Source organism: Alteromonas lipotrueae, from assembly GCF_019249255.1.
Lineage (GTDB): Bacteria > Pseudomonadota > Gammaproteobacteria > Enterobacterales > Alteromonadaceae > Alteromonas > Alteromonas lipotrueae.
Map to the genome: position 1 here is coordinate 220,272 of NZ_JAESDJ010000003.1, position 14,935 is coordinate 235,206.

The window sequence follows — 14,935 nt, forward strand, 5'->3', positions numbered from 1 at the left end:
ACTGTGCATCCGAATCGTTTGGCTTTATGAACTCACTCACTAAGAGACATAATATGATTTCGATTAAACGTTCAGTAGTTGCAGTTTCTTGCGCACTTATTGCCGCAGGCGCAGTGGCTTCAAGCCACCGTGAAGCGCCTAATATTACTCGTCACCCTGCTTTAGATAGTACCGACTTTTATGCATTTAACAGCTACGAAGAAGGGCGTGAGGGCTACGTTACTTTCATCGCAAATTACATTCCACTGCAAGATGCCTACGGCGGCCCTAATTATTTCGCCATGGATCCTAACGCGCAATACACCATTCATATCGACAGCGATGGCGATGCAGTAGAAGACGTTAGTTTTGTTTTTGAGTTTCAGTCTATGCTTGCAGCCGAAAACGAAGGTATAGCGTTACCTATCGGCGCAGCAGGCGAAGAAAAAATGGTGAAGGTGCCATTAAAGAACATTGGCCCTGTTAGCGCAGACGACCAAAGCGCCGCTAACTTCTCAGAAATGTATAGCTTAACTATGGTTTCTGGCGATATGCAAAGTGGTGAGCGCACTACACTAACGCCAAGTGCTGGCGATACGTTTACCAAGCCTCTTGATTATATCGGGAATAAAACCTTCACGAGCGAAGCCGAATATGCTCGGTATGCAGAAAGCTTTATCTATTCATTCTCGATACCGGGCTGTAATGACATGGCAAGGGTATTTGTGGGCCAGCGCAAAGACCCTTTTGTGGTAAACCTAGGTAAAACCTTTGATTTGGTTAACTACGTACCGGTTGAAGGCGACAGCGCCCCGGGCGCAGGTGATGGCGGTGGCTTTCCAGGCGGGATTACCCAAAGCGATGATAACGATGACTTAGCCGATAAAAATGTGACCTCAATTTCTGTTGAAGTACCTTCAGCGTGTGTTACGGGCGACGGTAATGGCGTAGTTGGCACTTGGACAACAGCCAGTCTTCCACAAGCACGTATCCTAAACCCTGATGCTACCTTTGCATCGCCAGAAGTTAATGGCGGCGCGATGACACAAGTATCTCGCTTAGGTAGCCCATTAGTTAACGAGCTTGTTATTGGTATAGGCGATAAAGATACGTTCTCTAGTGCACACCCAAGTGATGATGGTCAGTTCGCTGATTATGTCACCCACCCTGCCCTACCAGAGTTGCTGAATATCTTATTCAAAGATGCGGTTAACACTACGTTAGGCACATCAATAGAAACGTTAGCGCCAACTAATTTCCCAAGAAATGATTTAGTTGCCGCCTTTTTAACTGGTTTTCCCGGAGTTAATCAACAGGCCTCAGTAACCGCGTCGGAAATGCTTCGCTTGAATACGGGTATTCCAGCAACCCCCGCGGCTGAACAGTCTGCCTTTGGTGTGGCAGGTGACGATTTAGCCGGCTTCCCTAACGGAAGGAGACCTGGCGATGATGTGGTAGATATTGCCCTTCGTGTTGTGATGGGTCGATTATGTTACCCCATCCCGGTGAACGGTGAAGACACTAACCTTGGCTTGTGCGCAGAAGAAGACGCCAGCGTAGGTAATGTTCCTTTTACTGATGGTGCTCCTGTGGATGCAAGCATGACTGATGCCTCATTCCCTTACCTTAAAACACCTATTGCGGGTTCTGAATAAGGAGTGAAGATTATGAACAACGCTCTATTGAAAGGTATCGCTTTAGTAGGTGCACTCAGTGCGCTTACTGGGTGCTTTGACAGTGACGACGGTGATAACACGCCAGAAGTAAACGAGGGGCCGGTAGCGGAAGATGCCATGTTTACCACGCAAGCAGATATCGCATTTACTGAGATGCTAAGCGCAAACGATGCTGACGGCGACATGTTAACCTATTCGCTAGCCGACGACAGCGCAAACGGAACCACAACGGTCACCGCAGATGGCGATTTTACCTATACACCTAATGCGCAATTTACGGGAACTGATTCCTTTGTTTTCAGTGTATCTGACGGTGTGAATGATGCTGACATGGGCGAAGTGACTATCACCATCGAAGCGCAACAAGTCTCGTTTTCAAGTTATACCAGAGATGCTTTTAACCAAGAAGCGACTGATACCCCCCTTCCCGTCAATGGAAGAGCGTTCACGCTGGATGCTGAGCAAAGCAGTTTTGATGATTTGCTGCCTCAGCAGTAAATAGCCGTAGCGCCAGGGAAGGCGCTGCTTTTTCTTAAGATTGTTGACTTTACGTTTATCTACCCTAGGAGTTTATACTATGAAGTTAATGACTCGGCTTATCGCACTTAGCGCTTTGTCTACATTATGCTCATCGGCGCTGGCATTTGATGATACAGCGTCTCTTAGCGGCACATCAGGCGACATTCCTAGCAATAAAGTTATTGCCACATGGAGTGCACAACCTCACGCAAAAATGACCATAGCACAAGCGCAAACAGCGCTTAATCAAAGCCGTTATCCCGATGCTACAGGCAATGAAAGACAACAGGTGATTCGCTTCATTCATTATCAAAAGCAGCAAAAAGCCCCCCTTTCTGCTAGCGCGCAAACACAGCTAATGGTATTAGAGGCCAAAGTGCTACAAGGCACACATCAATTTAGCGAAGCTGAGGCTATTTTAAACGAAATAAATACACCGCTTTATGCACCGGCTTTATTGCTATTAGCTGATATTAACATTCAACAAGGTAACCCCGCTGCGGCCAAGAACTTTTGCCAACAATTAATTGGAAAAACCAGTTATTTATTGGCCATCACATGTATTTTGAATGCCGAATTCACACTTAATACTAATAGTGCTAGCTACGAAAAACTATTAAATATTGAGACATTTGCTGAAAAAAACCATGCCGTGGAAAACCATGCTAATAACACTCGCGCCGAGCAAGCGAGTGCGAGCGAACGCCTTTGGTACTACGAAACTTTGGCTGCAATGGCCTATACCCTCGATAAACCCGAAGCTACGCTTTCACATCTGAACAAATTAGACGCACAAAAACTGCCATTAAGCGCATTGCTGCTATGGTCTGATGCTAAGCTCAAACTTTCAAAGCCCAAAGATGTCATTAATAGGCTTACAGCAATTCAGGCTACTAATCGCATTCCCAACAGCACGAACAACGACATAGACGATGGCTTATTGCTTCGCTGGGCGAAAGCTGAAAGGCAAATAAGTCTTCATGACACTGAAATTCAAAAGCAATTAGCTGATAGAATGGCCTTACGTACTTGGCGGGAAGATGTGTCTCATGCAGCGCAAGTGGCTAGTTATTTTTTAGATATTGATTATAAACCTGCTATAGCCCTGAAATTCGCCAGACTGAACTGGCAAGCGGCACAAACACGAAGTGACGCTAGGTTACTTGCACGGGCCGAAAGCGCTGTTGCCACATCATCTGCATTGAATTAAAGAACATATATGAAAACACTTGTAGTTAGTCTTTTATTGTCCCTTTTAGTTATCAACGTAAGCGTAGTAAACGCCCACGAACTTAGTAGCGGGTATTTAACGCTAAACGCAGGTAAAGAAAATACCTATAGCGGTGAATTGTTATTAAAGCCGGATGATATTGGGCAGGTAGCTGGACTAGATACTAATGGCAATGGCGCATTGACGTGGGGTGAGATTCACCAAAACCAGCCCTTATTAGAGAGTTATATAACGAAAGTGCTAAGTATTAGAGTAAACGACTCACCCTGTAAAATTAGCCTTAGCATGCCAAATATTAGAAGTGTTTCCGGTGACTCTTATCTAGTTTCACCTATTCAGATTGTGTGCGGATCAGCTGGCACATTGGGCATTCACTACGACGGCATTTTTGAACATAGCCCTACCCATAAGCTTCTTGTGAACGTAAACCTTGCTGGTCAATCAGGAAGTCGTTCACAAGGCAGTTCACAAGGCAGTTCACAAAGCATTTCAGAAAACACATCTGTTACCAGCGTACTTGATACAGATAACCGCAGCGTTACATTCGATGCTAGCACTACGTCACTAACCGCATTGTTCATTTCGCTAGTGTACGAAGGTGTATGGCATATCTTCATTGGTATCGATCATATCCTGTTTTTAGTGGCTACCTTGCTTACCGTTAACCTGGTAAGAGAGCAAAAACAGTGGCAAAAAGAGCCTTCAACCTCTCGAATACTAAAGCACACTGTAATATTAGTCAGTGCGTTCACGCTAGCGCACTCTATAACCCTGACCGCTACCGCCCTGAATTTTATTGCGTTGGATAGCCGTTTAGTCGAGCTTGGTATCGCTATTTCAGTGCTGCTGACTGCTCTTAATAATATCTATCCGCTAATTGTTCGTTTAGGCATTATTACGTTTGCCTTTGGCTTATTACACGGAATGGGGTTCGCCAGCGTGTTTGCCGATTTAAATGCGCAGTCAAATAACTTGGTACTTAGTGTGGCTGCTTTCAATATTGGTGTGGAAGTGGGTCAGTTAGCTATTGTGGCAGTATTACTACCCTTGCTTCTGTGGCTGCGTCATTTTGCATTTTATGCCAAAACCTTGATGCCACTCCTATCATCAGTCATTGCGATTATCGCTATTAACTGGACGATTCAGCGCTGGTAACGATCATAGCAGTAAACCTTGTTCAGACCGCTTAACACTGGTGTTAAGCGGGGCTTTTGAATGTCAACCGAATGTCACGCCAAATGTCACAAATGTAACCTTGATTGCACCTCACGTTTCTGCCGCATAACCTTTGCCCCTACACGCTGGTCATCAATGAGGTTTCTAGCACAGGGTTAATTATTTACAGACGAGCAAGCAATGAGTAGTCGCGAGCAAAATCGGGTTCTGGCAGGCCCCACCATTCCCACATTTTTCTATTACGTTATTCCCTCAATGATAGGCTTACTATCACTTACCACCGCTAGCCTTGTAGACGGCATTTTTGTGGGAAATATTGTCGGCTCAGATGCGCTAGCCGCCGTTAGTTTGCTATTACCGTATTTAACCTTTCTTATTGCTATATCACTGATGCTCGCCATTGGCGGCGCGGTAACTGCAGGCAAGTATTTAGGCGAAGGGAACACTACCGCCGCCTCTGACATTATGAGTAAAACTCTGATAACCACTGTGCTAGTTAACTTTTGTTTCGCACTGCTAAGTTTTGCTCTTGAGCCTACGTTATACGTAATTTTAAACATACCTGCACATATTCAACCGCTAGTAACCGAGTATTTTGCCATTATTCGTTGGGTGTTCATTCTGCAACTAAGCACCATGGTGCTTTATTATTTTGTGCGCACCGATGGTCATCCTGTGCTGGGAACAAAAGCCTTAGTCATAGGGGCGCTTACTAATGTTGTTCTTGATTGGGTATTCATATTGCACCTTGATATGGGAATAGCGGGCGCCGCCTATGCTACTGCCATCGCGCAGTTTATACAGTGCGTGGTGCTTATGACCTACTTTTTCAGCCAAAAACGTACCCTACGCTTTTCCTTTAAGCAGAAAAATTGGCGCGCTATTGTTTCCACTGCCTATAACGGCGTTTCAGAATTCGTCAATGAAGTATCAGTTGGCGCCCTTTTCTTACTCCTAAACTGGCTGCTGATTGCACAGTTAGGGGCAAATGGTGTTGCTGCGTTTAGCGTAGTGAACTATTTTATTTTTCTTAGCGTGATGGTGTCTTATGGGGTGGCGGATGCTCTTCATTTACTGGTTAGCCAGAATTACGGCGCAAAGAATACCCCTCGAGTTTACGCATTTCTAAAAATTTCACTTTCAAGTGTGTTACTCACTGGCTTGCTGCTGGCGGGTGCACTGATTTTTGCACAAGCACCTCTTACCACCTTATTTTTAAATGAACGGGACAGCGAGGTAACCGAGCTTGTTGGTCACGTTATAGGCCTGATGTGGCCGGTGTTCATTGTAAATGGCATTAATATTCTTCTAGGGTGCTACCTAACGGCCATTCATAAACCCGCGCCATCGGCATTGTTGGCGCTATGCCGTAGTATTTTATTTCCCGCAACTATGCTGGTGTTCCTCTACGTTATTTTTTATCACAGCACACTGTTGTCACTGTCACCTTCACCACTATTATTTCTTATCGCACTGCCCATTGCCGAATGGCTAACCTTTAGTTTTGCTCTCATATATAGCTATCGATTTCGCCCCACTACGCTTTTGGAATAAGTAACAAATGTAAACCAACTTGAGTATGATAATCATTCTCATTACGATGACGGGGAATTTTAATGTCTGAGTAAGGGGAGAAAAGCATGGCCACAATCGCCAAGCAAATCGCAGATAATGCATCCTACCACGCTTTTGTTAACGGCTATTTAAAAGAAATAGATGAAGGGGTTTGGCACTCGATAGCACAATGGAAGTCAGTAAGCGGCTTCAATACAGAAAACCGCGATAAATTCATGCTGGAATTACAACTTCAGCACAGTGAAATAAAGCTGATATTCGGTGTGGCGTTTCGGTCAATCGTGGGAAGACACAAACTCACTGGAATTTACCATCAACGTCCAAACAGCATGGAATGGCACCCACTAGACTCTATTTCAGCCATCATGCTATTGATTAAAGAAATCTACGCTCGGTCAAACACCCCCCACGTTTGTGAGCAGGAATTGGAACTCACATTACGCACTATTGAAAGCCATCAGGTAATGGCTGATTATGTCCAAGAAAGAAAAGATGATCCCGCACTAAAAAGCCCTCGTTTTATTGACTCAGAACAATCGGTGTTGTTTGGTCACTGGCTCCACCCTACTCCCAAATCTCGCCAAGGTATGCACCGTTGGCAACACGCGCATTATGCCCCTGAACTTAAAGGCAGCTTCAAACTACATTTTTTTGCCGTAGAGAGAAAATGGCTAAAACAAAGTTCGGCGATTGAACTTTGCGCAGAACACATCGTGCTTCGTATAGCAGAGCAAGACGCTGGCGATGAACAAGTTGCTTTGATTAAGCAGTTTAGTGAAGCGGGCAAGGCGTTAGTGGCGGTTCACCCACTTCAAGCAGAATGGTTACTAAAGCAAGATTACATTCAACAGTTAATTTCCACTGGGCAACTACACCCATTAGGCCCTCTGGGCGCAAAGTTCACACCAACGTCGTCGGTTCGAACCCTGTATTGTGAACAGCTCAACTTCATGGTGAAAGTCTCTATTCCAGTTAAAATCACCAACTCCATGCGTATAAATATGGGTCATGAGCTTGATGCTGGCGTGACCTTAGCGAAGCTACTTAGTACAACACGTTTTTCGTCTCTGCATTCACAGTTTCAAGTTATTGGCGACCCCGCTTACCTATCACTTTCTTTACCTGATATGGATGAAAGTGGCTTTGAAATGATATTGCGCGACAACCCATTTAAGCAAACCGAGAAAGAATTAGGCATTGGAGGAATACAATCAATCGCGGCGCTGGTGCAAGACGCTATTCTCCCTAACGACCATTCAAAGCTTGCCACTATTATTCATACGCTGTCTGTTCAAGAGGGACGTTCACTGCATCAAACAAGCATTTCATGGTTCGACCGTTACTGGCAATGCGCAATAGAGCCAGCCATTAGGTTGTTCGATCAATTTGGTATTGCACTAGAAGCCCACCAGCAAAACTCCCTATTAGACCTAACTGAAGGCTACCCGAAAACGTATTTTTATCGGGACAATCAAGGATTCTACCTTTCGAGTTCGGATAAAAGCACGCTACTGCAGCTAGAGCCCGATCTCATTAAATGCCCAGAGCTATTTTACGATAACGATATGATTTTCGACCGGTTTGGCTACTACTTGATAATTAACCAACTCTTCTCGGTCATTAATCGCTTCGGCTTAGACGGGTTAGTTGGCGAAGACACCCTGCTAAACCTGGCCCGCATAAAATTAGATAAGCTATTAACCCAAGTATCTTCACTAGGGCAGGGGTTGATACGCTCCATTACAGAGCGTAAGTCTATTCCTTGCAAAGGCAACTTGCTGACCCGGGTAGATGACGTTGATGAGTTACAAGCTGATATGGAACAAGCCGTTTATACTCAAATTAAAAACCCACTTTACTGCTTAACGCCGCCAGTTTCCCTCTCCCCCAATCTAGCTACCACATTCGAGGTTTGCCTTGAATCAGCTTAATATTGAGAAAAGACCTGCATTAGTGCATGTGAATAAGGGGCTAACCTCACGTTCAAAAGCCCGTGTAATCAAGCAGCTCGTTGAAGCATTACTATTTGAGCAACTTGTTCCTTACCACTATACCAATGGCAGCTTTTGGTTTTCAGTTGGCGCCACCCGTTACATCGCCCGCGGCCACATTTCAAGCTTCGGCCGAATTCGATTAGATGCTACCTATATAAAACAAATCGCGCCATTCAAGACAGCCACTATTGATTTACCTACCTTGGTAAACGACTTACCCGCAAGTGATAGCACAAAACGCCAATTGCTAAAGGAGTTAGATCAAACTATCGGGTTTTGTGAATGGAACGATGCGCATTTATCACAATTGCAGAGTCGACGACATCTAGACTACTCCGCCTTAGAGTCAGCCATTTTAGAGGGCCATCCCTACCACCCTTGTTTCAAAGCCCGCACAGGTTTTAGCACTAGTGATCATGCGTACTATAGCCCAGAAGCAAATAACCATTTCAAGCTTCACTGGTTGGCCATTAAACACGCCTTTTTAGCACTAAATTTACCAATGGAAACCATCCATTTTTGGCAGCAAGAACTGGGCAATGAAACCCTAAATACTTTGCAGCAGCGGTTAAATACTTCAAGCACACATGGCCAAGAATATGGTTTTCTACCTATCCACCCTTGGCAACGACAAGCATTAGCATCTGAGCTTACACAACCTATTAATAACAAGGATGTTATTGATTTAGGTGAATGTGGCGATAGTTATCAGGCCACTATTTCGGTGAGAACGTTACTGAATGTAACCTCACCAAACAAAGCGCATGTGAAGCTGCCTATGAACATGGTCAATACATCTTCTTTGCGCACCATTGAACCTCATTCAGTGACAACAGCACCGGTCATTTCGAACTGGTTAGATACAATTATCAAACAAGATAGCTGGTACCAAGAAAAGCAAAACCTTGCTATCCAAAATGAATATGCAGGCATCGTAGTTCGACACCCCGACACTACTGTGGGGGCCGGGCATTGGGCGAACAAATTATCCCCAAGTCTTAGCGTAATTTTTCGCAACAGCCAACCGCTAAAAGCAGGCATTACGCACGCCCTTCCCTTTGTTGCATTATCTCTGGTTGAACACGACGGCTTGCCCTTTATCGACCCATGGATAAAAAAATACGGCTGCGAAGCTTGGCTAACTCAACTACTTGAAGTAACGGTTGTGCCGGTGTGGCACTTGTTAGTTAAACACGGCATAGCGGTGGAAGCGCATGCACAAAATATGAATTTACGGCATGACAATGGCTGGCCAACGTCGGTGGTATTGCGGGATTTTCATGAAAGTTTAGAGTATGTCGACAGCTATCTTGCTCAGCCAGAGCTAACGCCACACTTCGCTAAATTACACCACGATTACATTCATGCACCAGACAATCAATTTTACTGGATGTCAGATGTAGATGCACTGCGTGAACTCTTTGTTGATACGTTGTTTGTATACAACCTTACCGATGTAGCCGAGTTGATGCATCGCTATTATCACTATGAAGAAAGCCAGTTTTGGCGACAGGTTAGTCATGTGTTATCAGCCTACGAAAAAACGACTAAGCCATGCCCTACTCGCATAAGAAAAATCAAATTACTTGCACCCACTATTCAAACTGAATCTCTACTCGCAAAAAAGCTGAGTGGCCAAGGGACGCAAGAATTTCACCACTCTATCCCTAACCCTTTACATCCACTTTAATGTGCAGGAGATTTTCATGTTAAGTGTTGATACCACATTTTATTCCACCCACGATTTCGAACGTTTTTACCAGCAATTTTCAGCAATTGCCGAACTGCATGCAAAGCACGCAAATATTGCCGTTTGTCTTAACGATACCGCTACATGGTTAGCCCTATGCCTCTACGCTAAAAACCATGATATTACAGTGATGCCAATTCACCCAGATACGCCGCTGACACAGGCCAAGCGTAGCGCCAGAAGAGCTAAATGTGGGGTATTGTTTTACGGCGACATGCACTCCCCAATTCCTATTGAATATAAAGGTGAGGCAGACCAGCGTGCCGGGCTTATTCAAATGAGCTCTGGCACAACGGGGGAACCTAAGTGCATAAAACGAAGTTGGGTAGCTATAGATGTAGAAATAGCCAGTTACATTTCTCACTTCCCTGATGCTGACGCTATGACCCCTTACGTAGCATGCCCAGTCACCCACTCATACGGACTAATATGTGGGGTGCTAGTGGCGCTTGGTAGAGGCAAAAGCCCGACAATTATTACTAATATCAACCCCAAATTTATAATGAAGTTATTGCTGGCAGCAAAAAAACCGCTGCTTTACTCGTCACCTGCGATGTTAAGTATGCTTAGCATGTTGTGGCCGAAAAGCAGCACGCTTTATGCCGCCATGACTTCTGGTACCTTAATGTCGAAACCAACACTCGATAAGGTAAGTGAACGAGTAACGCATTTATACCAACAATACGGTTGCTCTGAATCTGGATGTGTCAGTTTGGGCCCTATCACTTCCTCCAACACCAGCATTGGTCATGTTCTGCCTCATATTCAAATATCGTCTGGGCATGACGTCAATTACCCTGAAGAAATAGTGATAACCGTACCTGCAATAAATGCCAGCCATCAGGCACACGTTATCCATACCCAAGATTTGGGCTATTTTGAGCATGCAGAAAATGTGTCACCGACGCTGCATTTCATCGCGCGCCAAGACGACACCATTATTGTCTCGGGTTTAAATGTATACCCACAAGAGATAGAAGATATTGTTCTTGAACACCCAAGCGTGACCGATGCCGTACTGTTTAAAGTAAACGACACCACGGCGGGTCAGCGAGCCTGTTTATATTTCACCACCGACAAACTCGATGCCGATACGCTTCGGGCTTGGTGTGGCGACAAACTTGCCGCGTACCAAATTCCGCAATTTTTACATGCAGTGGAGCACATTGAACGCTTAGCAAACGGCAAAGTGAATCGGAAAAAACTGGCAGAAGCATACTGTGCCCAAAAGCTCCAAAACGAACTAGCACAGATGGCAGAGTAACCCCATGGATAAACAAAACATTATTGATGCCATTAAGTTGGTACTTGAAAAAGAGCTCAACAATCAAAAGCTGCGCGACTTTAGACCAGCAGCTCGGCTAAATGAAGACTTGTATTTAGATTCAGTACAGATAATGCAGCTACTGGTTCATATAGAATTGACGCTTGGTATTGATATACCCGATGCTGCGCTGAGTAATGAAGATGTTGCTACCGTATCTTCGCTAGCAGACTTTCTGTTAAGCCAGTCAAACGGCCGAACTAACGAAACTAGCAATGCGACAAATGAGGTAACTGAGGTCCAAGAAGAGTTTGAAGATATCAAAGTGCACTGCTTTGTGAGCTGCTTGTGCGAAAGCATTAAAGCTGATCCGCGCGTAGATCACAGACCATTCTATTTTGGCGTGTGGGACGCTGAAGTACTCATTAGCAATGACCACCATTTAGCCTACCACTCAGATGACATCAACCACGATGAGTTTAGAGCCTGGTATAAAAAAATATATGGCGTATCGGTTACGCCATGGTACTGCGAGACGCTCAGTAAACAAGAGAACCTTCATACCTTACAAACGTTATTGGCACAGAAATCTGAGAGCGAAAATGTCATGGTAATGCTTGATATGTATTTGCTGCCAGAACGTGAGAACAAATTTAATCAAAACCCCTTCCCTCACTATGTGATGTTAGAAGAGACACGCGAGCCAGAAATATGGTTCATGCACGACCCTGACTTTCGTTGGGAAGGCACACAAAATAAATCACAAGTCATCGCCGCTATTGAATCAAAAGCTGTTGCAGGCGGCTATATTTTTGATAGCAGCAAAATAACGCCGAGTAAAAATTCCGTTATCGCCGATTACTTCCTCACCTGCTTCAACGCTAACCACAACCCAATGACGGACAAAGTACGAGACGTTGTTCACGCACACATTGATACAAAAAATAGTGCAACCGATATTACTCAGCTTGGCGAGGCGCTTAAGCAGCTTCCCGTATTAGCAATTCGTAAGTATGCCTATGAACATGGGTTTGCGTTTTTCTGGCGAGACATCGGCTTTCCAGAAGAAGAATTTGAGTATTGGTGCGATGTGATTGAAGCCCTTGTAAGCAATTACAAAAACATCCATTTTCGTGCCATGAAATTGGCCTCTGAGCAACCAAGTCAGGCTCATAAAAAAGCTTTGATAGAAGAAATACTCTTACTATTAGATCAGCAAGATGAGCGCGAATTTAGCATTAAAAAACATCTCTTTGAGGTATTTTCGCAGTGGTCTAGCTTGCACCAGATAAATTTACACGGCACACAAAAACGTGTTGAGGAAGTGGCATTATGAACCTATCAATTTGTACGATATCTTTTCGTCATCAACTCATTTCAATAGAAGAAATAGCCCAATGGGCACAGGCCAACCATTTCCAAGGCATCGAGCTGTGGGGTGCACATGCAAATAACCTCACCGACCAACCCCGTTACGATAAACAGTGGTTAGCGTCTTACGGCTTGAGAGCCACCATGCTGAGTGATTACCTGCCGTTACTGGTTTCTGAAAACGTGCTTTATCACAAAGTACAACATCTTTGCAGACTAGCCAAACATTGGGGCGCCAGTAAAATTCGAACATTTGCAGGGGGAGAAGGAAGTCTTGAATATACTGAGGCTCAAAGAGACGCTTTGTTTAAAAGGCTTCAGCAAGTATGTGACTGGTTAGCTCCTCATGATTTAAATTTAGTCATAGAAACTCACCCAAAAACCTACGCCGACTCCGTAGCCTCTACGCAAGCCATGTTCGCACATGTTAATAGAGATAATCTTCAGTTAAATTTTGACGTACTTCATGTGTGGGAATCGGGTGCCGAAATTACCCGCGCGCTTGAAGCGCTATTACCCCATATCAATCACTTTCATTTTAAAAATATTAGCGATGCACGCCATCTATCAGTCTTTGCGCCTGAAAATGTATATGCCGCCGCAGGGACAAGAGAGGGCATGGTGCCTATTTTTGAAGGAGCGGTAGAGTATCAAAATTTTATTGAGTTTCTCCACCAGCATCATAGCGCTGGTATAGCGAATGCTGATACGTCACTAGAATGGTTTGGTAATCACGCTAAGCAAGTTCTCAGTCGCGACAGGTATTTGATTCAACAGTTACAACAAACATGCTTGCGCGCTTAAAAACGACGTGTAAAACGAGGAGCTTATAAATGACTATGTCGGCCACTTCGCCAATGCAGGATACTCAGCCTGTTAATGAACGCCTACTCACGTTCGATTTTGCCAGAGGTATACTCATTATTTTGATGGTACTGGTTCACGTTCTAGACTTCTATGGCGATACAAGTACGCATGAAAGTTTAGTGGGCTCTACTATTAGGCTTCTGGCCAGCTGGCAAGTGGCCGCGTGGTTCGTATTTATTATGGGGATGTTTATTACCTACAGCGGCCAACAATCGTTATTAACGGGTTTAAAACGCGCGTTGGGGCTATTCGCACTAGGCTATGCACTAAATATTGCCCGGGGCTCTATTCCAATGTGGCTTTCGCTAAAAATGGGGTTAGTCACTCAAGAGCAATTGGGAAGTTATACACCTACTACCGAACTTTTCGTTGTAGATATTTTGCAATTTGCTGGCTTAGCGTTAGCGTGCTGCTTACTTATAAAGCATTTATTCCCCGCCCCAAAATACTGGATTGGCTGCGCCCTTTTAGTAACTTTTCTTTCGCCCTATTTTTGGGACATCACAACAGGCTGGAGTTACCCCGATGAAGCATTAAAACTCTTTTTTGGGAATAAACATCAAGGAGCAATGTTCCCCTTACTTCCCTGGCTAGCCTACCCACTTGCAGGCATGGTATTCGGCTGTTGGTTAAAATATTCAAACAACATTCAACAGTTTTTTAAAACATCACTTTGGATAGGTGCAGCACTAACCGCCACTGGCACGTTACTAACAATGACCAATACCGATTATCATATGGCCAGTAACATGCGAGCTGGCCCAGGAATGATAATTAGCCTAACAGGTGGTGCGCTTGTTTTTTTATGGCTTTGCCAACGTGTAACACAAGGTCAGAGTGCTAATCGCTTTGTTTCACTTTTGTGCTTTTGGGGCAGAAACGTTACAACCTACTACGTTATTCAATGGTTGTTGATTGGCTGGGGGTTGATGCTAGTAGGCTCCCAACAATTGCCGCAAATAGCAGCGGTTTCGGCAATGCTAGTGGTAATGGTACTGTCTCACTTTGGCGTATTGTTGTGGTTAAAGGTACGTACTGTTCGCTCAATGAGAGTGGCGTAACCAGCATCAACATTTTTGTCTGCAACTGGTATTCAACGCCTATCGGAGCCAAGAATGTTTAACTTTTATTCAGTCAGACACATAACGGTAATAAAACCCTAAAAAAAACTTGTACACCTGAGCTACATCGCTATAATGCAGCCTCATTGATAGCAAGCCTATCTAAGCCAGTGTGATGGAATTGGTAGACATGACGGATTCAAAACTAATCGCGTCTAACAATTACGACGTGGCAAGTCATTGAAAGGTATAGCACCTTTTGACTTTAACAAGCTAAAAATTGCTTGCAAAGATTTGCAAAGTTTTTACACTTCGCAAATAGTAAAATTTGATGCCAGAGTGATGAAATTGGTAGACATGACGGATTCAAAATCCGTTGCTAGAAATAGCGTGCCGGTTCAAGTCCGGCCTCTGGTACCATCTCTAAACCAACTATTTAGTTGGTTTTTTTGTGCCTGCGATTTGAATAAAC

11 protein-coding genes and 1 tRNA gene are annotated in these 14,935 nt (G+C 44.4%); all 12 read left to right on the top strand.

The window, feature by feature from the left end; translation table 11 throughout:
- Positions 1-53 precede the first annotated feature (53 nt).
- Positions 54-1,634, top strand: coding sequence for a DUF4331 domain-containing protein (locus KYS23_RS06285; protein WP_159533010.1), 1,581 nt, complete (start codon positions 54-56; stop codon positions 1,632-1,634).
- Positions 1,635-1,646: 12 nt separating this feature from the next.
- Positions 1,647-2,153, top strand: a complete 507-nt coding sequence (locus KYS23_RS06290; protein WP_159533012.1) for an Ig-like domain-containing protein — start codon at positions 1,647-1,649, stop codon at positions 2,151-2,153.
- Between the two features lie 79 nt (positions 2,154-2,232).
- The gene (locus KYS23_RS06295; protein ID WP_159533014.1) at positions 2,233-3,384 is read left to right on the top strand and encodes a hypothetical protein; all 1,152 of its coding nucleotides are present in this window, start codon (positions 2,233-2,235) and stop codon (positions 3,382-3,384) included.
- 9 nt (positions 3,385-3,393) lie between these two features.
- Positions 3,394-4,560, top strand: a complete 1,167-nt coding sequence (locus tag KYS23_RS06300) for a HupE/UreJ family protein (protein ID WP_218418224.1) — start codon at positions 3,394-3,396, stop codon at positions 4,558-4,560.
- 201 nt (positions 4,561-4,761) lie between these two features.
- Complete coding sequence (locus KYS23_RS06305) at positions 4,762-6,135, top strand: MATE family efflux transporter (protein ID WP_159533018.1); 1,374 nt, start codon at positions 4,762-4,764, stop codon at positions 6,133-6,135.
- Between the two features lie 86 nt (positions 6,136-6,221).
- Entirely contained in the window at positions 6,222-8,087 is a 1,866-nt protein-coding gene (locus tag KYS23_RS06310) for an IucA/IucC family protein (RefSeq protein ID WP_218418225.1), read from the top strand.
- Positions 8,074-9,840 carry an IucA/IucC family protein gene (locus KYS23_RS06315; protein ID WP_218418226.1) on the top strand — a complete coding sequence of 589 codons (1,767 nt, stop codon included), beginning with the start codon at positions 8,074-8,076 and terminating at the stop codon, positions 9,838-9,840. The genes KYS23_RS06310 and KYS23_RS06315 overlap by 14 nt, the downstream gene beginning before the upstream one ends.
- Positions 9,841-9,856: 16 nt before the next feature.
- Entirely contained in the window at positions 9,857-11,164 is a 1,308-nt protein-coding gene (locus tag KYS23_RS06320) for an AMP-binding protein (protein ID WP_218398267.1), read from the top strand.
- A 4-nt stretch (positions 11,165-11,168) separates the two neighbouring features.
- A complete protein-coding gene (locus KYS23_RS06325; RefSeq protein WP_218418227.1) occupies positions 11,169-12,500 on the top strand; it encodes a DUF6005 family protein in 1,332 nt (443 codons plus the stop codon).
- Positions 12,497-13,339, top strand: a complete 843-nt coding sequence (locus tag KYS23_RS06330) for a sugar phosphate isomerase/epimerase family protein (RefSeq protein ID WP_218398271.1) — start codon at positions 12,497-12,499, stop codon at positions 13,337-13,339. The genes KYS23_RS06325 and KYS23_RS06330 overlap by 4 nt, the downstream gene beginning before the upstream one ends.
- Before the next feature lie 29 nt (positions 13,340-13,368).
- The gene (locus KYS23_RS06335; RefSeq protein ID WP_218398272.1) at positions 13,369-14,463 is read left to right on the top strand and encodes a heparan-alpha-glucosaminide N-acetyltransferase domain-containing protein; all 1,095 of its coding nucleotides are present in this window, start codon (positions 13,369-13,371) and stop codon (positions 14,461-14,463) included.
- Between the two features lie 333 nt (positions 14,464-14,796).
- Positions 14,797-14,883 (top strand) — tRNA-Leu (locus KYS23_RS06340).
- The last annotated feature ends 52 nt before the right edge of the window (positions 14,884-14,935 follow it).

Coding starts and splice junctions, on each gene's coding strand:
- KYS23_RS06285 (WP_159533010.1), top strand. CDS start 54: ATGATTTCGATTAAACGTTCAGTAGTTGCAGTTTCTTGCGCACTTATT.
- KYS23_RS06290 (WP_159533012.1), top strand. CDS start 1,647: ATGAACAACGCTCTATTGAAAGGTATCGCTTTAGTAGGTGCACTCAGT.
- KYS23_RS06295 (WP_159533014.1), top strand. CDS start 2,233: ATGAAGTTAATGACTCGGCTTATCGCACTTAGCGCTTTGTCTACATTA.
- KYS23_RS06300 (WP_218418224.1), top strand. CDS start 3,394: ATGAAAACACTTGTAGTTAGTCTTTTATTGTCCCTTTTAGTTATCAAC.
- KYS23_RS06305 (WP_159533018.1), top strand. CDS start 4,762: ATGAGTAGTCGCGAGCAAAATCGGGTTCTGGCAGGCCCCACCATTCCC.
- KYS23_RS06310 (WP_218418225.1), top strand. CDS start 6,222: ATGGCCACAATCGCCAAGCAAATCGCAGATAATGCATCCTACCACGCT.
- KYS23_RS06320 (WP_218398267.1), top strand. CDS start 9,857: ATGTTAAGTGTTGATACCACATTTTATTCCACCCACGATTTCGAACGT.
- KYS23_RS06325 (WP_218418227.1), top strand. CDS start 11,169: ATGGATAAACAAAACATTATTGATGCCATTAAGTTGGTACTTGAAAAA.
- KYS23_RS06330 (WP_218398271.1), top strand. CDS start 12,497: ATGAACCTATCAATTTGTACGATATCTTTTCGTCATCAACTCATTTCA.
- KYS23_RS06335 (WP_218398272.1), top strand. CDS start 13,369: ATGACTATGTCGGCCACTTCGCCAATGCAGGATACTCAGCCTGTTAAT.